Raw genomic sequence first — 24,622 nt, forward strand, 5'->3', positions numbered from 1 at the left:
TTGCTCAGGAGGGGCCGAGGTTCATCACCGCGCCATAGAGGCCGGCCACCGCGCAGGCCACCGGAATCACCGCGACCACCACCAGCGTGTCCAGCAGGTCGGCGGCTCGACCCAGGTAGGGCGACGGCGGCCGATCGGACCATGTGGCTCCGGCTGCCACGGTGGCCAGTCCGAGCACCAGGCCCGCGGCGGTGAGGGCCAGCCAGGTTCCCGGACCACCCGCCGCGAGCAGGTCCACTCCGAGCGCCACCACGCCGGACAGCCCCGCCGCGATCAACGGCACGCGCTGGCGCAGGGTGACGAACAGGCGGGACCGCAACAACAACGCGACCGCGGAGACGGCCATCAGAATCCGGGCCCACATGCCGCCCACGGCTGCGAGCACCAGGAATGCCCCGGCGCACAGCACGGTATGCCCGGCGAGCATGCCGGCCAGCAGGTCGTCGGTGCGGGAGACGGCCGCGAAGACGGCCGATCGGGCGGGCCGGTCGCGTACCGCGTCGCGCGTCACCCCGGCGGGCGCCGCGGTGAAACCCTCCTCCGCTTCACTGCCGGTGGGCAGGTTGACCGGAGGGGTGGGCACCTTGCCCAGCCGGATGGCCAGCAGGGGCAGCGTGCCGATGCCGCAGACCAGGGCGGCCAGCAGCGCCGCCGCCGCGGTGTCCGCCCCGCCGACCAGGCTGACCAGCGCGGCGAGGGCACCCAACAGGCCGATGGTGACGCCGGCGGTGAACGTGCGCAGCGACGCCGCCACGCCGACGCCGGCAAGGACGGCGGCGACCAGCAGCGCGACCGCACCGGCCAGCAGCTCGGGACCGCCCAGCCAGGGCAGCACGGGCAGCACGCCGACCCGGTCGCCGGGCGCCGACGCGACCAGGGCGGCGCCGCCGGTGAACGCGTACGGCAAGGCGCACGCACCGAGCGCGGCGCCGGCTCGCGCGTCGCCGTAGGCACGGGCCGCGGTGACTGCGCAGAGCAGCAGCAGGATTGCCACCCCCAGCCCCGCGACCGCCCCTCCGGGCCACCTCGGCCCACGCGTGAGCAGGGCGGTCAGCCCGAAGACGAGCAGCACCGCGGCACCGATCAGGGTCGCGGTGCGCGTCGAGCCGGGCTGCCACACCGCGCCGCGGCGCCGGGCGCCCTCGGCGATGGCTTCCACCACGTCGTCGTACTCCAGCTCCGGCCACTGCGCCCGAGCCGCCACCAGGTGCAGCACTTCGCCGTCGCGCACGCCCTGGGCGAACAGACCCTGGGCCGCCGACAGCGGCGCGCCGTCGGGTCGCCGCAGCACCCAGCCGCCATGCTTCTCGCCGTCGTCGGCGAGGCTCTCCCCGGCATGTCTCAGCACCTCGGGCAGCAGTTCCGCCACCGGCACGTGTTCGGGCAACGCGACGTCGATCCGGCGTTGTGGCGCACTGATCGTGACCCGGGCGAGGCCGACCGCCATGTCGTGTTTCCCATCGATGGTGACGAGGCTGCGGAACGCCAGGGACTTTACCTACCATGGGCGCGACGCGAAGCCCGGCGATCGGGTCACGCCAATGTGGACGAAAAGGGCAAACGCACGACAACGCGACAGGGACGTAGTGGGCGAGCGTAGGAAACGAACCGTCCAGCGCAGCGGAGCGCCGGCATGAGCACTGTGATCATCAAACGGCCTGCCCGGCGCCCGGCGCCCGAGATCCCCACCGGGGAACTCGCCGTGGAGGCACCGCCGGAGATTCCGCAGGTGACCGGCGGTCGATGGCAGCAGGCGATGATGGCCCTGCCGATGCTCGGCGGGTCCGCCGCGATGGCCATGATGATGGGCCGCGGCGGCGGCGGGCCGTTCTCCTATGTGGTCGGCGGACTGTTCGGGCTCTCCTCGCTGGCGATGCTTGCCACCTCGTTCAGCGGGGGCAGCGCTCCGAAGAAGGCCGAGATGATGGCGGCTCGGCGGGAGTACCTGCGACATCTGGCCGGGCTCCGCCGCAAGGTGCGGGAGACGGTACGCGCCCAGCGCGTCGGGTTGTTCTACCGGCATCCGGACCCGGGACGCCTCTGGTCCACCGCGGGCAGCCACCGCGTGTGGGAACGGCGACCCACGGATCCCGATTTCGGCGTGGTGCGTCTCGCCGTGGGCCCGCAGACGCTTGCCACACCGCTGGTCCCGCCGGTCACCCGTCCGCTGGAAGACCTGGAGCCGATGACCGCCGGGGCGCTGCGCCGCTTCCTGGACGCCTACTCGGTGGTCCCGGATCTGCCGGTCGCGGTCTCCCTCCGCGGGTTCGCGCGGGTCTTTCTCCGCGGCCCGGAAGCGGACACGCGTGCGCTGACCCGCGCGGTGCTCGCCCAACTCGCCGTCTTCCACGCCCCGGACGATCTGATCGTCGCGGTATGCGCCGGCTCCGGACGCCGTTCGCTGTGGGAATGGGTCAAGTGGCTGCCGCACAACCTGCACCCGGGGCGGACCGACGCGCTCGGCCAGGTGCGCCTGGTCGCCGGCTCCGGTCCGGAGCTCGAAGAGCTGCTGGAGGACGTGATCGGCAACCGCCACCGGTTCAACCCGGCGGGGGTGAGCACCAACGGGCCGCACGTGGTGATCGTGCTCGACGGCGCCGACCTGAAGGGCGCCACTCAGCTCGACGACGGCATCGACGGGGTCACCGTGCTGGACCTGGACGAACAACCGCCGCGGCTGCTGGACCGGTCGATGCTGGTGCTGGACGTCAGCACCGACGAGGGGCGACGCGCCCTGCACACGTACGCGACGGAGCAGGCCGCCGACGTGGGTGTGCCGGACCGGCTCGACCCGGTCGAGGCGGAGGCGCTGGCCCGGCGGCTTGCTCCGCTGCGGCTGGCCGCCATGGCCAAATCCGCCGACTCACCGATGACCGCCGAGATGGGCCTGACCGAACTGCTGGGCGTCACCGACCCGGACGGCTTCAGCGTGGCCCAGAGCTGGCTGCCCCGACCGAACCGGGACCGCCTGCGCGTTCCGATCGGGGTGGGTGTGGACGGTGCCGCCGTCGAGCTCGACCTCAAGGAGTCGGCCCAGGACGGCATGGGCCCGCACGGCCTGCTCATCGGCGCGACCGGCTCCGGAAAATCGGAGTTGCTGCGCACCCTCGTGCTGGCCCTGGCCACCACGCACTCGTCCGAGTCGCTGAACTTCGTGCTGGTCGACTTCAAGGGCGGGGCGACCTTCGCCTCGCTGGACCGGCTCCCGCACACCGCGGCGGTGATCACCAACCTGGCCGACGAGCTGCCGCTGGTGGATCGCATGGTGGACGCGATCGACGGCGAGTTGATCCGGCGTCAGGAGCTGCTGCGCAAGGCGGGCAACTATGCCAGCCTGCGCGACTACGAGAAGGCCCGGACGTCCGGCGCGGCGCTGCCTCCGCTGCCGTCACTGCTCGTGGTGTGCGACGAGTTCTCCGAGTTGCTGTCCGCCAAGCCCGACTTCATCGACCTGTTCGTGCAGATCGGCCGGGTGGGCCGGTCACTGGGCGTGCACCTGCTGCTGGCCAGCCAGCGCCTGGAGGAAGGGCGTCTGCGCGGTCTGGACACCCATTTGTCGTACCGGATCGGCCTGCGGACGTTCTCCGCGCTGGAATCGCGTGCCGTGCTCGGTGTGGCGGACGCGTACGAGCTGCCGCGCTCGCCCGGACACGGCTACCTCAAGTTCGGCACCGAACCGCTGGTGCGATTCAAAGCGGCCTACGTCTCCGGCACGTTCCGCGCCGCGGGCCGTCGCGGCACCCACGCCCCCGGTGACCTCGGCACCCCCAAGGTGCACGAATACACCACACACCTGCTGCCCGCGCCCGCCCCGATCCGGCCGCCGGAGCCGAGACCGGAGGAACTCGCGGCCGGGGAGAGCCTGCTCGATGTGATGGTGTCCCGGCTGGCCGGTCAGGGACCTCCGGCGCACCAGGTGTGGCTGCCGCCGCTGAACACCTCGGCCGCTCTGGACGAGGTGCTCGGACCGGTCACCTCCGACCCGGCACGCGGGATGGCGTTCGCCAACCCGGAACTGCACGGCGCCCTGCAGGTGCCGATCGCACTCATCGACAAGCCGCGCGAGCAGTTGCGTGACGTGATGTGGATGCAGCTCGCCGGCTCGGCCGGACACGTCGCCGTGGTCGGCGGCACGCTCAGCGGTAAGTCCACCGCCCTGCGCACCATGATTCTCGGACTGGGCCTCACTCACACCCCGCGCGAAGTACAGATCTACTGTCTGGACTTCGGCGGCGGTTCGCTGGCCACGGTGCGCGACCTGCCGCACGTCGGCGGGGTGGCCGGGCGCCGCGACGGTGTCGCGGTGCGCCGGACCGTCGGCGAGATCGTCACCCTGCTCGCCGAGCGTGAGACGCACTTCGGCGAGGCCGGCATCGACTCCATGGCGTCGTACCGGCGGCGCCGCGCGAACGCCGCCGGGCTGGGCGGCGGGGCGGCCGACAACGACCCGTTCGGCGACGTCTTCCTCGTCGTGGACGGCTGGGCCACGCTGCGCAAGGACTACGAGGAACTCGAGCCGACGATCACCGACATCGCCACGCGCGGCCTGTCGTACGGCATTCACGTGGTGGCCTCGGCGACGCGGTGGATGGACTTCCGGCCCGCCATCCGTGACCTTTTCGGCTCGCGGCTGGAGCTGCGGCTGGGCGATCCGACCGACTCGATGATCAACAGACGAGCGGCGGGCGGCGTACCGGAGGAACGGCCCGGTCGGGGCATCGTGGAGCACCCCACCGACAAGCAGAAGGGCCTCCACCTGCTGACCGTACGCCCGGAGCTGACCACCGTGGGCGATACGTCCGAGCTGGTCAAGGCGATCGCCGCGAGCTGGAGCGGACCCGCCGCGCCGCGGGTGCGCTTGCTTCCGCGATCCCTGCCGTACGCCGAGCTGGATCTGGCCGCCTCCGCGGGCCTGCGCCTTCCGATCGGCATCGGCGAGCAGGACCTGCGGCCGGTGGAGATCGATTTCGCCGGCGATTCGCATTTCCTGCTGTTCGGCGACGCCGAATGCGGCAAGTCGTCGTTCCTGCGCGCCCTCGCCACCACGGTGATGCGCCGGTTCACCCCCGAGCAGGCGCGGCTCATCCTGGTCGATTACCGGCGCAGCCTGATGGACCTGCCGGAGTCCGAGCACCGCATCGGCTACGGCATCCAGGCGCAGAAGACCCTGGAGTTGATGGAGTCGGTGGCCGGTTACATGCAGCGTCGGCTGCCCGGATCCGACGTCACCCCTGCGCAGCTACGGGAACGCTCCTGGTGGCAGGGGCCCGAGCTGTTCGTCCTGGTGGACGACTACGACCTGGTGGTGTCCGGGCCGGTCAATCCGCTGCAGCCCCTGTTGGAATACCTCCCGCAGGCGCGGGACGTCGGCCTGCACCTGGTGGTGGTGCGGCGGGCCGGCGGCGCCGGGCGTGCGCTGTACGAGCCGGTCATCCAGCGGCTGCGGGAGCTGGCCTCGCCGGGGCTGGTGATGGCCGGGCCGCCCGACGAGGGCGCATTGATCGGGACGGTGAAACCCGGACCGATGCCGCCGGGCCGCGGTCGGCTGATCACCCGGCGCGAAGGCGTACGACTGGTCCAATTGGCGCATCTCCCCCCATATTGACCAGGTCGGCCGCACGATCGGTGCGACAAGCATCGACAGACTCCAGCGGCAACGTCCCGAAGGGGAGTAACCTCCCACCATCGAACGTCCCTTCGCAGATTGGCCTCGCTGCTCCGTGAGTTACCTTCCGCGAAAAGGTGCGCCCCGCCGCCAGCGGCCGGGCGCGGCTGGCGCACAGCCCCCGCCCGGGGGTGCTGGTTGCTGACCAGGATGTTGACGACCCGATCGCGGTTCGTCGCCGCCGTCGTGGCCGGCCTGCTGACCGCGGGGTTCAGCGCGACGCCGGTGCAGGCCACCCCCGAGCCGTTGGGCGCCGACCCGGTGCGCGCCGAGGAGTGGCACCTCAAGACGTTGAACGTGCCCGGTGCGTGGTCATACGCCTCCGGCGCGGGTGTGACCGTTGCCGTCATCGACTCGGGCGTGGACGCGCATCACGTCGACCTAGATGGCCAGGTGCTGCGCGGCCTGGATCTCGTCGATCCCAGCGGCACCGGCGACACCGACCTGGTCGGGCATGGCACCACCGTCGCGGCCATCATCGCCGGCAAGGCGGACGACGCGGGAGTGGTGGGCATCGCCCCGAAGGCCAAGATCCTCCCGGTCCGGGTGCTCGACCGGGAGAACCGATACGACGACGCGCTGATCGTCGCCAAGGGCGTGCGGTGGGCCGTCGATCACGGCGCCCGGGTGATCAACCTGTCGCTCGGCGGCACCGGCAGCAGCGCGGCGCTGGCCGCCGCTCTGGACTATGCCTTCGCCAAGGACGTGGTCGTGGTGGCCTGCACGGGCAACGTCAGCGCGTCGGACACCAGCGCGGTGTGGTACCCCGCACGGGAGCCCGGCGTGATCGCCGTGGCCGGCCTGGAGCGCGGCGGTGATCGGCTGTGGTCGGGATCGATCACCGGTCCCGAGACGGTCATCTCGGCGCCGGCCACCCAACTGGTCGGCGCCCGTCCGGCGGGCTATTGGCGTGTGCAGGGCACCAGCTTCGCGTCCCCGATGGTCGCCGCCACCGCCGCGCTGATCCGGTCGCGCTGGCCCCAGATGCCCGCCGGCGAGGTGATCAACCGGATCATTCACACCGCCGACGATCGCGGTCCCCGCGGGCGCGACGCCACCTACGGGTACGGCATGGTCGACCCGACCGCCGCCCTGACCGCCGATGTGCCGCTGGTGACGAGCAACCCGCTGGACACCACGCCACCGCCCGGCGTCGCCGGGTTCGGCAGCGCCCCCGCCGCGGGCCATGTCCCGTCCGCGCCGCTGGCGCAGCCGGGCACCTCGGGCGCGCAGGTATCGGGCGCCAACGCGGGATGGGCGGTCGACTCGGACGATCCCGCGCCGCCGCGCCGCTCCCCGCTCTGGTGGGCGGCCGGGGCACTGCTCGCGTTGTCCGTCGTGCTGAGCATCATGATCGTCCGCCGGTTCTCCGACGCCGCCTGACCCGGACCGGGCCGACCGGTCAGGCGCAATCGCCGGTGTCGGCCCCGCCGGTGCGCTCCGCACCCGCGCTCGCCACCCCGGCAGCCTCCTGCGCGGTGAGGGCGAAGCCGGTGGTCTGATCGTCCTGCGCCGCCGCGAAGATCACGCCGAGCACCCGGCCGCCCGGGGATACCAGCGGGCCCCCGGAATTGCCGCTGCGAACCTTCGCCCGGATCGTATAGATCTGCCGGGTCACTTCGGCACGGTCATAGATGTCCGGTCCGGTGATCTCGCTGACGTCGCGGACACGCGCCGACTGCGCGTCGTAGGGGCCATCCAGCGGGTATCCCAGGACGATGGCGCTCGCGCCGGTGTCGGCCGGATCGTCCGCGAAACGCATCACCGGGGCGCGCAGGCCGGGCACGTAGATCACCGCCAGGTCGCGCTCCGGGTCGTAGACCACCACCCGGCCGTCCAGCCGGTCGCCGTCCGACTCCACCTGCACGTCCCGGGTCCCGGCCACCACGTGCGCGTTCGTCATGATGCGCTCGCTCGCATACACGAATCCCGACCCCTCGATGCGGCGGGAGCAGCTCGGCGCGGTGCCGAGGACCTTGATGACGGACCGCTGCGAGTCGCGCACCACGACGGAGTTGGCCAGTGCGGGATCTGGCGCAGCGACCTCTCGGGCCTGGGTGCGGGAAAGGTCGCCGAAGACATCCGGAAAGCCGTTGGTGTTCAGCGAGTCGCGCAGCCCGTCGGACAGCGCCTGCGCCTGCTCCGGGACCAGCTCGCTGACGCCGCCGAGGATCGCGCTGCTGCGAATCTCCCGGTTCAGCCCGGGGAAGGGCGATGAGCCCAGAGGCACCGCCAGCAGCGAAACCACCAGGAGCAACGCGACCACCGAAACCACCGCTCCGCCGGCGTCATCGACGCGCTGCAGCGGCCGGCTCTCAATGGCGCGCCGCAGCCGGGTGCCGAACCAGCCGGCCAAAGTCTGGCCCAGCACCGCCAGCGCGAAGATGGTGGCCAGCGAGGCGACCAGCCGCATCAGCCCGTCCGAGAACTGGTTGGCGATCAGCGGGCCGATCTGCAGACCGATCAGCACTCCGCTGAAGAACCCGGCGATCGACAGCGCGCCGATCACGAAGCCCTGCCGGTACCCGCTGATGGCGAAGATCAGCATCAGCAGGATCAAGATCCCATCGACCACGGGCACCCGCTCAGCGTAGAGAAGTCGGACCAATCAGTTGTGCGGCGGTCGGTCATGGCACCACCTCGTCCGGTGCGCCACTCGGCACGGCCCCCACCGGAGCGGTCGAGCCCGGCAGTTCGATCAGCCGACCCGGCTGCCACGGCCGGGTCCACCCCGCCATGTCCAGCAGCGCGGAGATCACCCCCGCGGTGAAGCCCCAGATCAGCATCCCGCCCACGGCGAATCCCGGTGCCACCCACCCGTTCGGATGGCGCACGCGCAGCCGGTTGGCCGGTTCGGTCAGGTCCGCCACCGTCACCCTCTCCACCCGCGCCACCTCGCTGGCCTGACGGGCGTGCACCGGATGCGGCGCATGCCACCAGGCCAGCACCGGAGTGACGATGAAGTTGCTGACCGGGATCCACATCTGCGGGAGCAGGGTCAGCACGGTGGCACTGGACGGGTCCAGGTCCACTTCCTCGCCCGCCTCGCGCAGCGCGGTGGCGGCCGGTCCGGCATCGTCGGGATCCGCCGCGCCGCCCGGGAAGGCCGGCTGCCCGGCGTGGTTGCGCATGCTCGCGGCACGCTGCAGCACCAACACATCGGGCTCACCGGCCCGTTGCTCGCCGAGCAGGACCAGGACGGCGCTGGACCGGCCGCCGACCGCCGGGGCGCGCAACGTGGTGAAGTCCTCGGTGCGGCTGGCCGCCGCCCGGCTCAGCAGCGGTTCCCACCACTGCGGCAGGCCGGGTGGCCCGGGGACGGGACGCGAGGCATCCGGCGCGGGTTCGTTCACCGCGTCACCACCACACCGGTGCGCGCCTCGACCAGGCGGTTCAGCTCGGTGGTGCCGGACAGCGGCAGGGCGTGCACGTACGCCGTGCCGCGCTCGTCCAGCAGGACGGTCACCGGCAGGGCGGCCCGGCCCAGCGCCGACATCAGGCGCTGCTCCGGGTCGTACAGGGTCGGCATGCTGATGCCCTGGTCGGCAGCGAACGATGCGGCCGCGTCCCGCCCATCTCCGGTGTCCACGCCGACCACCGTGAGCCGACCGGTGGTGCGGTCCGCGAGTCGCTGCATGGCGGGCAGCTCGGCGCGGCAGGGGCCGCACCAGGAGGCCCAGAGGTTGAGCACCGCGGGACCGTGCAGGGTGGCGAGATCGACCGTCCGCCCTCCGGCGAAGCAGGGCAGGGACAGGGCCGGCAGCTCAGTCCGGGCGCCCACGGCCGGGTGCGAGGAAGCGGGTGCGGCCAGCCGATCGCAGTCGACGAACGGAACGGCAGCCTTCGCCGGGCCGGGGGCATCGCCGGTCCGCGCCGCGGCGGTGCACGCGCTCAGACCGGTGACCACCGCCAGCGACAGCACCATGCTCACGGTCAGCAACGGAAATCTCGGCATCCGCAGCGCCCCGGCCAGTCGGCGTGCACCGGGCCGCACCGCGGTGCGCTCTCCGGCATCCGTCACGGGGCCTCCGGACTGGCCACCGCCACCTGCGGCACGAGATCGGGATCGACGCCCGCGTGCTGCGCCAGTTCCCGCGCCCGCGGGCCCTTCAGCAGCCGTGCGGCGCCGGCCGCGTCGGTGGGGCCGGTCCCGTAGGACGGGCACAGGCTGGCGAGCGTGCACGCACCGCAGGCGGGCTTGCGCGCGTGGCAGACCCGGCGGCCGTGAAAGATCACCCGGTGCGACAGCATCGTCCAGTCGCGCTTGTCGATCAGGCCCGCCACCTGGGACTCGATCTTCACCGGGTCGTCCTCACGAACCCAGCCGAAGCGGTTCACCAGCCGCCGGAAGTGGGTGTCCACGGTGATGCCCGGGACGTCGAAGGCATTGCCCAGGATGACATTGGCGGTCTTGCGGCCGATGCCCGGCAGGGACACCAGGTCGTCCAGCCGGCCGGGAACCTCCGAGTCGAACCGGTCCACCAGCGCTTGACCCAGCTTGATGAGGGCATCGGTCTTGGCCCGGAAGAATCCCGTGGGCCGCAGGATGGTCTCCAGCTCGGCGCGCTCGGCGGCGGCGTAGTCCGCCGCGGTCCGGTATTTCGCGAACACGATCGGCGTGATCTCGTTGACCTTCTTGTCGGTCGACTGAGCGGAGAGCACGGTCGCCACGGCAAGCTCCAGCGGGGTGCCGAAGTCGAGCTCACAGTGGGCGTCCGGGTGGGCGTCGGCGAGCAGCCTGGCCATCCGGCGAGCGCGGCGTTTGCGGCCGATCGGGGTCTCTTCCGCGAAGCGCTTCGCGGACCGGGCCAACGGATCCGGCACGGCCTTGGGCACGGCGGGCGGCGGAGTCACCGGTAAAGAGTACGCCGCAGGTGCGACGCCGCCCGTCAGGCAGGCGGCGAGAGGGATCCGTCGTCGCCGATCTTCGCGGCCGTGTCGCCGAAATCGTCGGCGGAGAGTTCGGCGACCAGTTTTCGTCCGCGCTCGTTCTCCTTGTCCCGGATCGGCTTCCCGGACGAATCCATGAAGGTGGAGAGGAACTTCCCACCGGCCCAGCTCCCGTCCGCGGTCAGCGAGACGTGCAGGATGCCGCCGTACTTGAGCACGCCGGACCGGGACAGGGTCCGGCCGCCGCCGGCGAAGTTGCCCAGGCTGTACGCGATCAGCTTGCCCTTGTAGAACTGCATGCCGCGCAGCACGTGCGGGCCGTGCCCGATGACCACGTCGGCGCCCGCGTCGACCACCGCGTGCGCGAACGCGATCGGGTCGCCTCGGTTCTCCCCGAAGAAGATCTCGCTGCCCGGCTTGACGTGCGACTTGTCCGCGCCCTCGGCGCCCATGTGCACCTGCACCACGACCAGGTCCGCCCGGTCGGCGGCACGGCTCACGATCTTCCGCGCGGCGTCCAGGTCGTTCAGGTTGTTGGCGCTGGAGTACGGCGAGAAGCCCAGCACCGCGACCTTCAGCCCGTTGATGTCGGCCACGGTGATCTCGTCCCGCGCGCCGGTGTGCTGCAGTCCCGCGTCCTCCAGTGCCTGGACGGTGTTGCGATAGCCGGCCGAACCGAAATCGCTGGAGTGGTTGTTCGCCGTGTTCAGCAACTGGTACCCGGCGTCGGCGAGATGTTCCGCGTAGGACGGCGGGGCACGGAAGGCGTAGCAGTTGTCCGACCCCGCGCCGCACTTGGAGGACCCGGTGTCGGTGGTCAACGGCTGTTCCAGGTTGCCCATCACGAGGTCCGACTGGAGACCCTTGGTGACCGAGTCGAAGAATCCCGCGCCGTCCTGGGCGGGGAGCTTGCTGGGTGCGCTGCCCATGATGATGTCGCCGGTCGCGGACATGGTGATCGCGGACGATGAGGCGGTGGTGTCCGACTTCGTGTCGGCGTCGGTCGCCTCCGCCGTCGTCTCCACGTCGCCGGGCGCGACCGCTGCGGCGGAACCGGACGGTTGACGCCACTGCGGCGCATTTGCGACATTGTCCCGGTTCGCCAGCGCCACCCCGCCGATCGCCATCCCGGCCACGGCGGCCAGCACGATGGTGATGGTGAGGATCGGGCGGCCGAACAGTCCGTTGCGGCGCCTCGGTGCCTGGTGGGATCTCATCGACGGCGACTGTAGCGTTCGGATGCACGGACGAATGTCCGACTTTCGGTCCTCGTTGCCCTCGACGATGCGCCATTGCTCACCCAGAGCGACCGTGTCCTCGCGGTTGAGGGGCCGTTTCGGTTACGCTAAGAGATCTTGATCAAGGGGTGCCCGCCCGTTTCTCGCTCGCGTACGCCTAGACTGAGCGAGCGCGGCTGAAGAGCGCGCAGGTGGAGGTGCGGCGATGGACGAGGTATTGGCGCGCAGCGGTATCTTCCAGGGCGTTGACCCGGAAGCCGCCGAGGCGCTCGCCAAGGAGATGGACACGATCGAGGTCCGCAAGGGCGACGTCGTCTTCAACGAGGGCGAAGCCGGCGACAGCCTTTACATCGTTCTCTCCGGAAAGATCAAACTTGGTCGGCGGGCGGCAGACGGGCGACAGAACCTCGTCTCCATCATGGGTCCCTCCGACATGTTGGGCGAACTGTCGCTGTTCGACCCCGGGCCACGGACCGCGACGGCGACCGCGGTGACCGACACGCGGCTCGCACGACTCAAGAAGGCGTCGCTGCGGCCATGGCTGAACAACCGGCCGGAGATCGCCGAGCAGCTCCTGCGGGTGCTGGCTCGCCGGTTGCGCCGGACCAACGACGCTTTGGCTGACCTGATCTTCACCGACGTGCCCGGCCGGGTGGCGAAAAACCTGCTGCAGATGGCCGGCCGGTTCGGCACCAGGGACGGCGGCGTGCTGCGCGTGACCCACGACCTCACCCAAGAGGAACTGGCCCAACTCGTGGGCGCCTCCCGGGAGACGGTGAACAAGGCACTGGCGGACTTCGCGTCGCGCGCGTGGCTGCGCCTGGACGGCAAGAGCGTCATCATTCTCGACCCGGAGCGTCTGGCCCGCCGCGCCCGAGTCTGACCGACGATCCACCCGCACAGGGACCGCCCGACCGGGCGGTCCCTGTTTTCGCGTGCCCGGACCTTCGACCGGGTGACTGCGGCGGGGAAAAGAGATCCGTGTCGCACCCGGCGGGCCGCTCGTTACGGAGGTGGTCGAAAGGCACAACTACTTCCGGAAGGCGCGGGCTTTGAACAGAGCAGGCATCGGGGTGACGACGTGACCGTGCTCGACACCGCGATCGACCCGCGCACTCCCGCCTACTTGGAGAGCCGCAGCGCGATGCTGGAGCGCCTGGCCGAGCTGGAGGAGGCGCTGGAGGCGGCGCGCTCCGGCGGTGGCGAGAAGTGGGTCACCAGGCACCATGCTCGCGGCAAACTGCTGCCCCGGGAACGTGTCGAGATGTTGCTCGACCGGGACAGCCCGTTCCTGGAGCTGTCGCCGGTCGCCGCCTGGGGTTCGGAGTATTCCGTCGGGGCCAGCGTGGCCACCGGCATCGGCGTGGTCGAGGGCGTGGAATGCGTGATCATCGCCAACGACCCCACCGTCGACGGCGGGGCGGTCAACCCGTACACGGTGGAGAAGATCCGGCGCGCCGCGCGGATCGCGTCGGTCAACCGACTGCCGTTGGTCAATCTGGTGGAATCGACCGGGGCCGCGGCGCCCGCCGGGCCGCCGCCGGGCGGCGCCATCGCCCGCGATCTCAGCCAACTGACCGCCGACCGGGTCCCTACGGTGTGCGTGGTGTTCGGCGCGACCACCGGCGACGCGGCGTACCTGCCGGCGCTGTCGGACTACACCATCATGGTGCGCGGACACGCCAAGGTGCTGACCATCCACCCGCAGCCGGTACGTGCGTCCGGCGCCAACGGACGTCCCACGCCCGAGGTGCGCAGCACGCCGACCGTACCGGCGGGGGTGACCGGACCGGCCGATCAGCTTGCCGAGGACGAACGCGACGGCTTGCGGCTCGCCCGACAGTGCGTACGCCGGTTCAACTGGCGTAAACGCGGCCCGCGACCGCGCAGTTGGCCGCCCGCGCCGCCCCGGTACGACGCCGAGGATCTGCTCACCATGGCCGCGGTGGACGTCTTCGAACCCCGGGAAGTGCTGGCCCGGATCCTCGACGACAGCGACTTCGACGAGTTCAAGCCGTCCCAGGGCACCGCCTTGGTGACCGGCTGGGGTGAACTGCACGGCTACCCGGTCGGCGTGGTGGCCAACCTCGGCAGCGCGTTGACGCAGGCCGAGACCCAGAAGGCGGTGCACTTCATCCAGCTCGCCAACACCACCGACACCACCCTGCTCTTCGTGCAGTACACCGGTGCGCCGGCCGCTGCGGACCGGGAAGCCGCCGACGTGCGGCACGGTGCCCCACTGGTGCACGCGGTGGCCAAGTCGACCGTGCCGCACCTGACGCTGATGATCGGCGCCACACCCGCGCAGGAACTCGGCGGCGTGTACGGCCGCGCGTACGAGCCGCGGTTTCTGTTCACCTGGCCGGTGGAGCGTTCCGCGGACGCCGGAGCACCGACCCGGATGCTGACCGACGACGGAGTCATCGATCCCCGCGACACCCGGACGGTGCTGGGCCTCTGCTTGTCCGCGGTGCACAGCGCCACCGTGGAGGGCGCCGAGCATGTCGGCGTCTTCAGACCCTGAAAGGTAGACGAGACCAGTGATCCGACGTCTTCTGGTGGCCAACCGCGGTGAGGTCGCCCGGCGCGTCTTCGCCACCTGCCGTCTGGTCGGCATCGAGACGGTCGCCGTCTATACCGACGCCGACGCGGACGCACCGTACGTCGACGAGGCGGACTATGCGGTCCACCTGCCCGGCAGCACACCGTCCGCCACCTACCTGCGCGGCGACCTGCTCATCGCGGCGGCCAAGCGATCCGGCGCCAACGCGGTGCACCCCGGGCATGGCACGCTGGCCGAGGACCCCGACTTCGCGGCCGCGGTGGCCGAGGCGGGCATGATCTGGGTGGGCACCCCCTCCGCCACGCTTGCCACTTTGCGGCACAAGGCGGAGACCAAGGCGGTGGTCGACGAGGCGGCGGTGCCGATCCTGCCGTCCTTCGGCGACCCGCAGGAAGTGCCCGGTTTTCCGGTGCTCATCAAGCCGACCACCGGCGAGGGCGGTGTCGGCATGCGCGTGGTACGCGATGCTCAGACGCTGGCCGAGGCGGTGGCCTCCACCCGCCGCGAGGTCGGTGGCGACGTCTATTGCGAGCCCTACCTGGAGAATGTCCGGCACGTCGAGGTGCCGGTCCTGGCCGACGTGCACGGCACGGTGGTGCCGTTCGGTGAACGCGAATGCTCGGTGCAGCGCCGGTACCAGACCATCGTCGAGGAGACGCCGTCGCCAGCGGTCGACGCCGGGTTGCGCGAGGAGCTGTGCCGGGCCGCCATCGTCGCGGTCCGCTCGCTGGGGTTCGTCGGCATCGGCACGGTCGAGTTCCTGCTGGACGCCGACGACGAGTTCTGGTTCGTCGAGCTGACTCCCAGCCTGCAGATGCAGCACGCGGTCACCGAGTGCGTCTCCGGATATGACCTGGTGCGCCTGCAACTGCTGGTCGCCGAGGGTGGCGCACTGCCGATGCCCGGTCCGCCGCCGATCCGCGGGCACGCCATCGAGGTCCGGCTCAGCGCGGAGGATCCGGCGTACGCGTGGCTGCCAGCCACCGGGGCGCTGCACCGTTTCACCGTCCCGGACGTCGCCGGATCCTTCCGCCCGCTGCCCCAGCCCGGACTGCGGCTCGACGCCGGCGTCGCGGACGGCTCGTCGGTGGGCGCGCAGCAGGACCCGATGCTGGCCAAGCTGGTCGCCTGGGCGCCGACGCGCCAGGAGGCGGCGCGAATGCTGGCCTCCGCGCTGACCCGCACCCAGTTGCACGGCGTGGTGTCCAACCGGGACCTTCTGGTACGCGTGCTGCGCCATCCCGGCTTCCGCGCCGGTGAGACGGACACCGGCTTCCTGGACCGGCACCCCGAGGTCTTCGCGCCCCTGTTGTCCTCGGTGGATGCGGTTCGCCTGTCCTGTCTGGCCGCCGCGCTGGCCGGCGCCGCGGGGCGACGGGCAGCGGCGCCGGTGCTGCACTCGCTGCCCTCCGGGTGGCGCAACGTGCCGTCCGGCTCACAGACCGCCGTGTACGACGGTCCGGCCGGCCCGGTCGAGGTCGGCTACCGGATGAACCGGCACGGTGAACTCGCCGCGTGGTGGGTGCGCGCGGTCGACCCGGAGGAGCTGGACCTCGCCGGGCTCGGACAGGCGCCGGTGCTCGACGACCATCCGCCGACCGTGGTCGTGCACGCCGGCAGCGACCGGGTCGCGCTCGACGTGAACGGGATCCGGCTCACCTTCCACGTGCATCGGGTGGGCGAGGTGTCGTACGTGGACAGCCCGGAGGGTTCGGTGACGCTTCGCGAACTGTCCCGGTTCCCGCTGCCCGCGCCGGAGGCTGGCGAAGGTTCCCTGATCGCTCCGCTGCCGGGTGCGGTCCGGCGCATCCTGGTGGTACCCGGCCAGCGGGTGCGCGCCGGGGAGTTGCTGCTCACCCTGGAGGCGATGAAGCTGGAACATCCGGTGCACGCGCCCGCGGCGGGCGTCGTCGCCTCGCTGCCCGTGCACCCGGGCGTCGAGGTGGACACCGGCGAGCTGCTCGCCGTGCTCGACCCGGAGTAACGTGCCCGATCCGGAGTAGCCGGGCGGCCCCTGTCAGAAGCCGCCGAACAGCCACTTGCGGCGGCCCCGTTTGCCGCCGCCGGTGTGCACGGTGGGTGTTTCGTCGTGCTGGCCGGGGCTCGGTTGCTCCGCCGCGTGGTCGTCCCCGGCCTCGGACACGAAGGTGGACGACCGGTACACCGTCGGCGGCCCGGACCGGTGGTGCGCCGCCAGGTGCAGGCCGGACAGCAGGTCTCGCAACTGCAGCGCGGTCGGGCGGGCGCGCGGTTCGTTCGCCATGCCGAAACGCAGCACCTCGGTCAGACTGCGGGGCACCTCGGGAAGGTCGGGGATCGGCCGCTCGAACAGTTCCATCAGGGTGAGCAGCCCCGGACTCCGGTCGGCTTCCCAGCGCGGCGGGCGTCCACGCATCACGGCGTAGAGCGTGGCGCACAGCGCGTAGACGTCGACCGCTCCGGACGGCGTCTCGTGCCGGAACATCTCCGGCGGCGCGTAGGCCGGGGTGAGGACCTCCAGCGTCAGCGACGAGTCCCGCATCTCGCCCAGCACGGCGAGCCCGAAGTCAGCGAGCACCGCCGAGTTGAAGTGCGAATAGAGGATGTTCGCCGGCTTCACGTCGCGGTGCAGCACGCCGTTGGCATGTGTGTGCACCAGCGCGTCCGCGATCTTCACGCCCAGGTCACGGGCTTCCACCGCGCCGAGCGGGGACACCCGCATCCGGTCCAGGTACGAACCGTCGCACAGCTCCATGATCAGGTAGGGGTGCCGGTCGACCGTGACGCCCACGTCGAACAGGTCGACCACGTGGGGGTGGGAGGACATCCGCCCGGCGGCCCGCGCCTCCCGGAGAAAGCGTGCCTGGTCGCGAGGATCCTCCAGGGTGCGGTTCTCCACCTTGATGGCCACGTCGCGACCCACCGAGTCCTGGGTGGCACGGTAGACCGTGGCGTAGCCGCCGCGCGCCATCACCGACAAGCCGGACATGCCAGGCACGTACGGCAGCGGAAGCTGACCGGGCGGAGTCTCCGTCACGGATATGAAAATACGCCAGACACGATCGAGATCATCCCGGCACGTCAGACGCGTACGCGACAGTTTCTTCCGTATCACCGGTGGGCAGCGCGTCGCGCAGCTCCCGCGCAGCCGCCCGCTCGCCCACCTGCTCGGTCCCGCAGGCCAGCAGCACCGCCTCGTCCGCCGCGGCACGCGCCGGTGTGTCGAGTCCCGCGACGGACAGCACACGGGCCCGGACACCAGCGCACACCACCCGGCTGCGCACGTCCTCGGCCGGCACCTGCCGCGCCCGGTCGATCCAGGACAGCGCCTCCGCCACGCGGTCCTCGGCGAGCAGCGCGGACGCGTACGACGCGATGGCGTGCCGCCGGGAGAACAGCACCGACGGGGCCGTCGCGTTGCTGACGATCGGCGCGAGCAGACCCACCGCGGTCGGCGCATCGCCCGCGCGCAGCCGCGCCTCGGCGAGCAACACCCGCGGGCCAACCTGTGCCGGAGCCAGCGGATTGTGCGGTTCCACCGCGGTCATCACGCGGCGCGCGTCGGCCTCCGCGCCGGCCACGTCGCCGCGCTGCAGGGCCACGAACCCGCGCACCGTGCCGGCCATGCCCAACAGCAGCGGGTGGCCGGTGCGGTCGGCGTAGCCCAGCGCGTCGGTGAGCAGGTCCGCCGCGTGGTCCCATTCGCCCAGGCCGCGAGCGACGACGCCGCGGACGACCAGGGCCAGGCCCTGGCCCCAGTTGTCGCCGACGGCCGCGAAATCACGGTATGCGCGCCGCGCACCGGCGTCGGCCTCGGCCAGATCGCCCAGTTCCGCAGCCGCGTACGCCTCGACCGCCCGCAACGTGCCCACCGCCCAGCCCTCGCCGACCCGGTCGCCGAACGGCAGAAAGATCCGGGCCAGACGGCGGGACTCGTGCAGCCGCCCGGACAGCAACCGCGCGAAGGCGGTGGTGCCGCGCAGCCAGGACCGGCCGACCGGGTCGCCAAGCTCGGCGAACAGCCGCGCCGCCCGGCCCAGCACCGCGTCCGTCCCGGCGAAGTCGCCGCGAGTGGTGGTCACCCAGGCCAGGTTCTGCAACGCCCACGCCTGCCCATGGCGGTCGCCCGCGCCCAGCGTCACCTGGTAGGCCGCCGCGAACCGGCTGCTCGCCTGGCTGAGCTTGCCCGCCAGGAAGTCGGCCATGCCGAGCCGGCGCATCGCGTTGGCCCGCTCCGGGGCCAGCTCGGCGTCGGTGGCCACCTCCAGTGCCTCCTGCCAGGCCGCGATCGCGCGGGCGTTGTCTCCCAGGGCGTCGTGCGCCCGCCCGGCCACGAGCAACGCCTCGGCGCGGCAGACCGGATCGTTGTCGGCTCGCGCCGAGATGTCGTCACCGCACTTCAGTGCCTCGTCCGCACGGCCCAGGCGCAGCAGCGCGCGAGCGTGCACAAGCTGGTCGGAGAGCGGCAGCCCGTCGGTGGCGATGGCGGCTGCCCGTTCGGCGTACTCGATGGATGCGGCCGGCTCGATGTTGGCCAGCGCCCGGCGGGCCAGCCGGCCGAGCGCGGCGACGCCCAGCGCGGAGACCGCCCGCGCGGTGGCGTCCGGCCGCAGCCGGATCACGTCGGCCAGCTCGGTGGCGCACTCGGCGTGGGTGGCGACGAACGCGTCCCGCTCGTTGTCGGTGAGGCTCAGCCGGCTGGCCGTGTCGTACCCGAACTCGGTGATCGACTCCGGTGCCGCCCACCGGGCCAGGAAGGCGTGCCGGTCGGCCAGGTCGGCCTTGCCGATGCCGGTGTAGGCCGCCTCGCGCATCAGCGGCGTGGTGAACGCGTAACCGCCGCGGATCCGGTGCAGCATGCGGCGCTGCAGCAACTCGTCGACCGCGCGTTCCAGCTCCACCGCGGCCACCGCGCCGGGTCGGGTGTCGGTGGTGGTGCGGCGTTCCCGCAACGCTTCGATCACGCCGGTGGGGACACGGTCACCCACCACGGCGGCGTCGCGCAGCACCGACCGGGGCTCGGCCGGCAGCGCGTCGATGCGCGCGGCCAGCACCGCCGCCAGGTCGCGGGAGAGTAGCTGGGTGTCCATCGAACCGGCGGCGAGCTGCCAACGGTCGGCCGCGTTCGCACCGACCGCGGGGATCAGCGCGCCGCGCTCCATCAGCAGCGTGCTGAGCTCGGCCAGGTAGAACGGATTGCCCTGCGCGGTGGCGAGCAGCCGGTCCGCATCCGCCTGCGGGAGTTTGCCGCCGTTGAGGTACGACGTGAGCAGCCGGGCGGCGTCCGCACCGCGCAACGGCGGCAGGGTGTGCACCTCGGCGTCCGGCAGCCGGGTCAGCGCCCCCGCCGTACGCACCAGTTCCGGGCGGCCGAGCAGCAGCACCACGACCGCCCCATCCAGCTTGGACAGGGTGCTGCCCAGCGCATCCATGGTGGAGGCGGTGGCATCGTGCAGGTCGTCCACCACCACCAGCAGCGGCGCTTCCCGGGCCAGCGCGTTCAGCATGTTCGCCACGGCGGTGGACAGCGCCTCGCCGTCCATCCGCTTGACGTTCGGCGGCCAATCCGCGCCAGCCGCCGGCCCGACCGGGTTCACCGGCGCGTCGCCGTACCCGAGCAGGGCGAGCAACCTGTCGATGTCGATGTCCGGGCTCTCGCCGTCACGGCTCAGGCGGTGCACCAGCTTGCGTAGCCGTTCCTCCACCACCGGGCGGGTGACCGTAGCGATCAGATCCTTGGGCAGACCCACCGATTTGCGCACCATGTCGGCCAGTGGGGCGTACCGCCGGCGTTCGCCGAACGCCCGGCAGCGCACCCGCAGCACCCGGGCGCCGGTGTGCGCCGCGAACCGGCCGCTGCTGACGTCATAGCCAGCCGCGAAGCGCTTCGCCTCCGCGGCGAAGCGTGTCTTGCCGATGCCGGCTTCCGCGGTCATCAGCATGATCCGGGGCGTGCCGGAGTCGATCGCCTCGGCGAGGCGGCCGGCCACTCGGCCCAGTTCGGTCTCCCGCCCCACGAAGGGCGCTTCGTCACCCAACCCGGACCGGGTGCCCGGGGCGTCGTGCAGACCCAGCAGTTCGAAGGCCGGGACCGGCTCCCGTTTGCCCTTCAGCCGCAACGGACGCAACTGTCGCCAGGAGGCGACATGCCGGGTGCCGCTGCTGGTGCGGGTACCCGCGTAGACCGCGCCCACGGCGGCCGCGTCGGCCAGCCGGGCCGCGGTGTTCACCGTGTCGCCGATGACGGTGTACTCGATGGCGGCTTGAATCCCGGCCACCACCTCGCCGGTGTTCAACCCGACACGCAGTCCCAGGGGCGCGCCGCCACCACGCTCGTCGTCCAGCACCCGCCGCACCGCGCGCTGCATGCTCAAGGCGGCGCGGACCGCGCGTTCGGCGTCGTCCTCGTGCGCCACCGGTGCGCCGAACACGGCCATGATGCCGTCGCCAGTCAGCTTGTCGACGTGTCCGCCGAAGGTCTTCACCGCCCCGGCCAGGGCCGCCAGCACCCGGTCGGTCACCGCGCCCACCCGTTCCGGGTCGAGGTCCTCCGACCACGAGGTGAAATCGGAGAGGTCACCGAAGAGCACCGTGACGATGCGCCGCTCGGCCGCGGGCAGCCGAGCCGCCGCGGGCAGCGCGACGCCGCAGTGATGGCAGAAGCGGGCACCGGGTATGGCGACGGTCCCGCACACCGGGCAGGTCACGGCCGGTCCAACCACTCCGGGCCGGGTGATGATTCCCGGCGCAGGTACTCCCATTGCGCCCGTGCGGACATCACCGCAGCGAAACGCACCCGCGGGTCCACCTCGGGGTAGACCGCGGCGACCACCGCATCCGGGCTGTCCGCGCCCGCGTCGATGGCGGCGCGGACCTGGTCCAGCCGTTGTGCGCGGTGCGCGAGATAGGTGCGCGCGACCGCCGCACAATCGGGCAGAACCGGGCCGTGCCCCGGCAGAACCGGAACCTCCGGGTACCCGGTCAACGTCGTCAGGCTGGTCAGGTACGCGCCGAGGTCGCCGTCCGGCCATGCAACGACCGCGGTGCCGCGCCCGAGAATGGTGTCGCCGGTGAACATCAGCCGGTCATCCCCGGCTTCGGCCAGGAAACACACCGAGTCCGCGGTGTGCCCCGGGGTGCTCAGGACGCGGATCATCAGCCCGTCGACGCCCGCCTCCGCATCGGGCCGCAACACCGCGTCGTCGGGCCCCAGCCCGCCGCCGTCCGGCACGCGGTCGCTCCGCGACGCCACCGGCCGCGCATGGGCCGGGTCGGCGGCGAGCACCGGCACACCGCCGAGAAGCTCCGCCAGTCGTGCCGCACCCTCGACGTGATCGTGGTGGCCGTGCGTGATGAGAATGGCCGCCACCGGCGCGTGCTGCGCGATCGCGGCCAGGTGACCGTCGTCCCGCGGGCCTGGATCGATCACGATCGCGCGCTGCGCGCCAGGCCCCCGGAGGATCCACGTGTTGGTGCCGTCCAGCGTCATCGGCCCCGGGTTGGGTGCACGCCGCAGCGTCACCCAACCCGGCAGCCGTTCATCCACGCCGGAATACTACGTCGCGAAGCCCACCGAATCGCAGGACCGGATGTGCGATCTAGTCACTTTCGGTCACTGTTCGAGCAGAAATCCACATCCGCGGTCATCCGACCTCGACGATCGCCTCAACCTCGACGGGCGCGCCCCGGGGCAGCTCGGCGACGCCCACCGCACTGCGTGCATGCCGTCCCAGCTCCCCAAGCACCTCACCGAAGAGCTCGGAGGCACCGTTGATCACGCCGGGTTGGCCGGTGAAGCCCGGTGCCGACGCCACAAAACCGGTCACCTTGACGACCTTCACCACCCGGCCGAGGCCGCAGAGCGCGTCCACCGCCGCGAGCGCGTTCAGCGCGCAGATCCGGGCCAGTTCGGCGGCTCGCTCCGGGCTGACCTCGGCGCCGACCTTGCCGGTTGCCGCCAGCTCACCGTCGACCAGCGGCAACTGGCCGGAGACGTAGACGTAGTTGCCGGACTGCACCGCGGGCACGTACGCCGCGAGCGGCGCGGCCACCTGCGGCAGCGTGAGTCCGAGCTCTTCCAAGCGGGCGTAGATGCTCGCGCCGCCGTCGCCACTCACCGGTGTCGGCGCGGTCATGCCTTGGCCCGCTTCATGTACGCGACGAGCTGGTCCGGGTTCGGCCCGGGAACCACCTGCACCAGCTCCCAACCGTCCTCACCCCACGTGTCGAGGATCTGCTTGGTGGCGTGCACCAGCAGCGGGACGGTCACGTACTCCCATTTCTGCATCGCTGAGGGCTCCTTCGTCCAGTCGGCTACCGCGCCAGCTTAGGGCTCGCCGCGGGTCCGGTTTGGCTAGGCTGAGGCGAGGGCGCACACCGGACATCGGAGGGCCGACGATGACGCCATCGGAGCAGGAACCCGGCACTCCAGAACCGGACAATCCGGGTGCAGACGATGAGGCGCCGGACGCGGACCTCTCAGATCCGGCGGCGCGCGGGCCGGTCACGCAGCCGGTGCCCCGCATGTCCGCCACGCCCGAGTCCGACGAGCAGCCCACCGCGGTCCTGCCTCGCGGCGGCTCAGACGAGACGCCGACCGTGCTGACCGGCGCCCCGCCGGTGTGGCATCAGCCGCCTCCGGACAAGCCGTGGCACGCCCGCCACGAGAAGCCCGGCGAGTGGCAACACCCACCACCCGAGCATCTGGCGCACCACCACTCGCCGCCCGCGGAGGTGTCGCAGCGGCCCCCGGAAACATCCTGGCAAGGGTCCCCACCGCAGCCGCCGCCCTGGCAGATCCCGCTCGCCGAGCCGCCCGCGCAACGGCGCGGAGCGCTGTGGGTGTCGCTGGCCACGGTCGCCACCGTGCTGCTCTGCGCCGGCGGCGCGGTCTCCGCGTACCTCCTGCTGCGCGATGCCGACACCGCCGGGTCGCCGGATCCGGTCACCGCGGTCAACCGGTTCATGACCGCGGTGTTCATCCAGCAGGACGCCGCGACCGCCGGCGACCTGGTCTGCCGTGAGTCGCGCGACGAGCAACAGCTCACCGATCGGGTGAACCAGGTCAAGGGATACGCCGACGAGTACGACTCTCCGGCCTTCCGCTGGAGCCAGCCGGCCGTGGCCACGACCGGCGACGAGCGCGCCACGGTGACCGTGCAACTGACCATGACCACCGAGGACGAGAAGCTGTCCCAGCAGCAGTTGACGTTCACCACCGTGCGCAAGAGCGGCTGGCTGGTCTGCGAGATCGCCGGCTAGCCGTACCCTCGACAACGTGGCAAGCAACGAGCGGACCGCACGATGGCCGGCGCGCCTGCACGTGGTGACGGGCAAGGGCGGCACCGGGAAGACCACCGTGGCCGCCGCCTTGGCGCTCGCCCTGGCCGAGGGCGGCCGGCGCACGCTGCTGGTCGAGGTGGAGGGCCGGCAGGGCATCGCCCAGCTTTTCGGCATCCCCCCGCTGCCGTACGCCGAACGACGCGTCGCCGGGGTTCCCGGCGGTGGCGAGGTCCGCGCGCTGGCGGTTGACCCGGAGGAGGCGCTGCTCGAATACCTCGACATGTTCTACAAGCTCGGCGCCGCCGGTCGCGCGCTGCGCAAGGTCGGAGCGATCGACTTCGCCACCACCATTGCCCCGGGCCTGCGAGACGTGCTACTGACCGGCAAGGTCAAGGAGGCGACCACCCGGTCCCGCGAGGGCCGCCGGGTGTACGACGCGGTGGTGCTGGACGCACCGCCGACCGGCCGCATCGGGCGATTCCTCAACGTCACCGCGGAGACGGCGCGGCTGGCCAAGGTCGGCCCCATCAAGTCGCAGAGCGAAGGTGTGGCGTCGCTGCTGCGCTCGCCGATCACTGCGGTGCACGTGGTGACGCTGTTGGAGGAGATGCCGGTGCAGGAGAGCCTGGACGCCATCACCGAGCTCGGCTCGCTGCACATCCCAGTGGGCCGGATCATCCTGAACGCCACCCAGCCGGCCCTGCTGACCGCAGCGAAGGTGACCAAGGCAGAGTTGAAGCGGGGCCTGAGCGCCGCCGGCCTGCCGGCCGACGCCGGAGCCGTGTCCGGCCTGGCCGCCGAGGCGCGGGCGCACCTGACGCGGCGCCGGCTGGAGGAGTCGTTGCGCACGGAGCTGACCGAGACCGGGCGGCCGATGGTGGAGTTGCCGCTGTTGGATCGCGGCGTCGACCGCTCCGGCCTGGAGGAGCTCGCCGACCGGCTGATGTCGGGATGACCACCACGCACGTCCGCCACGGGTGCGGGCATGACTGGTTACGCTCGGGT

Annotated in this window: 18 protein-coding genes; 7 read left to right on the forward strand and 11 right to left on the reverse strand. The window is 71.8% G+C overall.

Going from position 1 to position 24,622, the window contains the following annotated elements; all coding sequences use genetic code 11:
- Positions 1 to 4 precede the first annotated feature (4 nt).
- Positions 5 to 1,447 carry a type VII secretion integral membrane protein EccD gene (eccD, locus tag IEY73_RS21235; RefSeq protein WP_189081022.1) on the reverse strand — a complete coding sequence of 481 codons (1,443 nt, stop codon included), beginning with the start codon at positions 1,445 to 1,447 and terminating at the stop codon, positions 5 to 7.
- 186 nt (positions 1,448 to 1,633) lie between these two features.
- Between eccD and eccCa the strand changes: the two genes are divergently transcribed.
- Both eccCa and mycP read left to right on the forward strand, forming a co-directional pair.
- A complete protein-coding gene (gene eccCa, locus IEY73_RS21240; protein ID WP_189081023.1) occupies positions 1,634 to 5,605 on the forward strand; it encodes a type VII secretion protein EccCa in 3,972 nt (1,323 codons plus the stop codon).
- A 108-nt stretch (positions 5,606 to 5,713) separates the two neighbouring features.
- Positions 5,714 to 7,048 (forward strand): type VII secretion-associated serine protease mycosin, encoded by a 1,335-nt coding sequence (gene mycP, locus IEY73_RS21245; protein ID WP_373292832.1) that lies wholly within the window; start codon positions 5,714 to 5,716, stop codon positions 7,046 to 7,048.
- A 19-nt stretch (positions 7,049 to 7,067) separates the two neighbouring features.
- Here mycP and IEY73_RS21250 read toward each other — a convergent pair whose 3' ends face one another.
- The 5 genes from IEY73_RS21250 to IEY73_RS21270 form a co-directional block, all read right to left on the reverse strand.
- Positions 7,068 to 8,246: a MarP family serine protease gene (locus tag IEY73_RS21250; RefSeq protein ID WP_189081025.1), complete on the reverse strand. Its 1,179-nt coding sequence runs from the start codon at positions 8,244 to 8,246 to the stop codon at positions 7,068 to 7,070.
- A gap of 46 nt (positions 8,247 to 8,292) precedes the next feature.
- Positions 8,293 to 9,018 carry an NUDIX hydrolase gene (locus tag IEY73_RS21255; RefSeq protein WP_229716021.1) on the reverse strand — a complete coding sequence of 242 codons (726 nt, stop codon included), beginning with the start codon at positions 9,016 to 9,018 and terminating at the stop codon, positions 8,293 to 8,295.
- The gene (locus IEY73_RS21260) at positions 9,015 to 9,686 is read right to left on the reverse strand and encodes a TlpA family protein disulfide reductase (RefSeq protein ID WP_229716022.1); all 672 of its coding nucleotides are present in this window, start codon (positions 9,684 to 9,686) and stop codon (positions 9,015 to 9,017) included. Before IEY73_RS21260 ends, IEY73_RS21255 begins: the two co-directional genes overlap by 4 nt.
- Positions 9,683 to 10,477, reverse strand: coding sequence for an endonuclease III (gene nth / locus IEY73_RS21265; protein ID WP_268240472.1), 795 nt, complete (start codon positions 10,475 to 10,477; stop codon positions 9,683 to 9,685). Before nth ends, IEY73_RS21260 begins: the two co-directional genes overlap by 4 nt.
- A gap of 77 nt (positions 10,478 to 10,554) precedes the next feature.
- The gene (locus tag IEY73_RS21270; protein ID WP_189081026.1) at positions 10,555 to 11,772 is read right to left on the reverse strand and encodes a CapA family protein; all 1,218 of its coding nucleotides are present in this window, start codon (positions 11,770 to 11,772) and stop codon (positions 10,555 to 10,557) included.
- 226 nt (positions 11,773 to 11,998) lie between these two features.
- On the opposite strand from IEY73_RS21270, the gene IEY73_RS21275 reads away from it, so the two are divergent.
- From IEY73_RS21275 to IEY73_RS21285, 3 genes are all read left to right on the forward strand, one after another.
- Positions 11,999 to 12,676, forward strand: a complete 678-nt coding sequence (locus IEY73_RS21275) for a Crp/Fnr family transcriptional regulator (RefSeq protein ID WP_189081027.1) — start codon at positions 11,999 to 12,001, stop codon at positions 12,674 to 12,676.
- Positions 12,677 to 12,874: 198 nt separating this feature from the next.
- Positions 12,875 to 14,317: a carboxyl transferase domain-containing protein gene (locus IEY73_RS21280; protein ID WP_189081028.1), complete on the forward strand. Its 1,443-nt coding sequence runs from the start codon at positions 12,875 to 12,877 to the stop codon at positions 14,315 to 14,317.
- A 16-nt stretch (positions 14,318 to 14,333) separates the two neighbouring features.
- The gene (locus IEY73_RS21285; RefSeq protein WP_189081029.1) at positions 14,334 to 16,340 is read left to right on the forward strand and encodes an ATP-binding protein; all 2,007 of its coding nucleotides are present in this window, start codon (positions 14,334 to 14,336) and stop codon (positions 16,338 to 16,340) included.
- A gap of 33 nt (positions 16,341 to 16,373) precedes the next feature.
- Here the strand turns inward: IEY73_RS21285 and IEY73_RS21290 are convergent, their stop codons facing one another.
- The 5 genes from IEY73_RS21290 to sp36 all read right to left on the reverse strand — a co-directional run bounded on the left by IEY73_RS21290 (position 16,374) and on the right by sp36 (position 22,622).
- A complete protein-coding gene (locus IEY73_RS21290) occupies positions 16,374 to 17,372 on the reverse strand; it encodes a serine/threonine-protein kinase (RefSeq protein ID WP_189081030.1) in 999 nt (332 codons plus the stop codon).
- A gap of 31 nt (positions 17,373 to 17,403) precedes the next feature.
- A complete protein-coding gene (locus IEY73_RS21295; protein WP_189081031.1) occupies positions 17,404 to 21,042 on the reverse strand; it encodes an adenylate/guanylate cyclase domain-containing protein in 3,639 nt (1,212 codons plus the stop codon).
- Positions 21,039 to 21,881, reverse strand: a complete 843-nt coding sequence (locus IEY73_RS21300; RefSeq protein WP_229716023.1) for an MBL fold metallo-hydrolase — start codon at positions 21,879 to 21,881, stop codon at positions 21,039 to 21,041. The genes IEY73_RS21295 and IEY73_RS21300 overlap by 4 nt, the downstream gene beginning before the upstream one ends.
- A gap of 97 nt (positions 21,882 to 21,978) precedes the next feature.
- Positions 21,979 to 22,470, reverse strand: a complete 492-nt coding sequence (locus tag IEY73_RS21305; protein ID WP_189081032.1) for a RidA family protein — start codon at positions 22,468 to 22,470, stop codon at positions 21,979 to 21,981.
- Positions 22,467 to 22,622: a Sp36 family protein gene (gene sp36, locus IEY73_RS21310; protein WP_189081033.1), complete on the reverse strand. Its 156-nt coding sequence runs from the start codon at positions 22,620 to 22,622 to the stop codon at positions 22,467 to 22,469. The genes IEY73_RS21305 and sp36 overlap by 4 nt, the downstream gene beginning before the upstream one ends.
- A gap of 110 nt (positions 22,623 to 22,732) precedes the next feature.
- Between sp36 and IEY73_RS21315 the strand changes: the two genes are divergently transcribed.
- Both IEY73_RS21315 and bagA read left to right on the forward strand, forming a co-directional pair.
- On the forward strand, positions 22,733 to 23,596 hold the full coding sequence (locus tag IEY73_RS21315) for an Rv0361 family membrane protein (RefSeq protein ID WP_189081034.1): 864 nt from the start codon (positions 22,733 to 22,735) through the stop codon (positions 23,594 to 23,596).
- 16 nt (positions 23,597 to 23,612) lie between these two features.
- On the forward strand, positions 23,613 to 24,572 hold the full coding sequence (gene bagA, locus IEY73_RS21320) for an ATPase BagA (RefSeq protein WP_189081035.1): 960 nt from the start codon (positions 23,613 to 23,615) through the stop codon (positions 24,570 to 24,572).
- Positions 24,573 to 24,622 lie beyond the last annotated feature (50 nt).

Source organism: Mangrovihabitans endophyticus, assembly GCF_014646155.1.
GTDB lineage: Bacteria > Actinomycetota > Actinomycetes > Mycobacteriales > Micromonosporaceae > Actinoplanes > Actinoplanes endophyticus.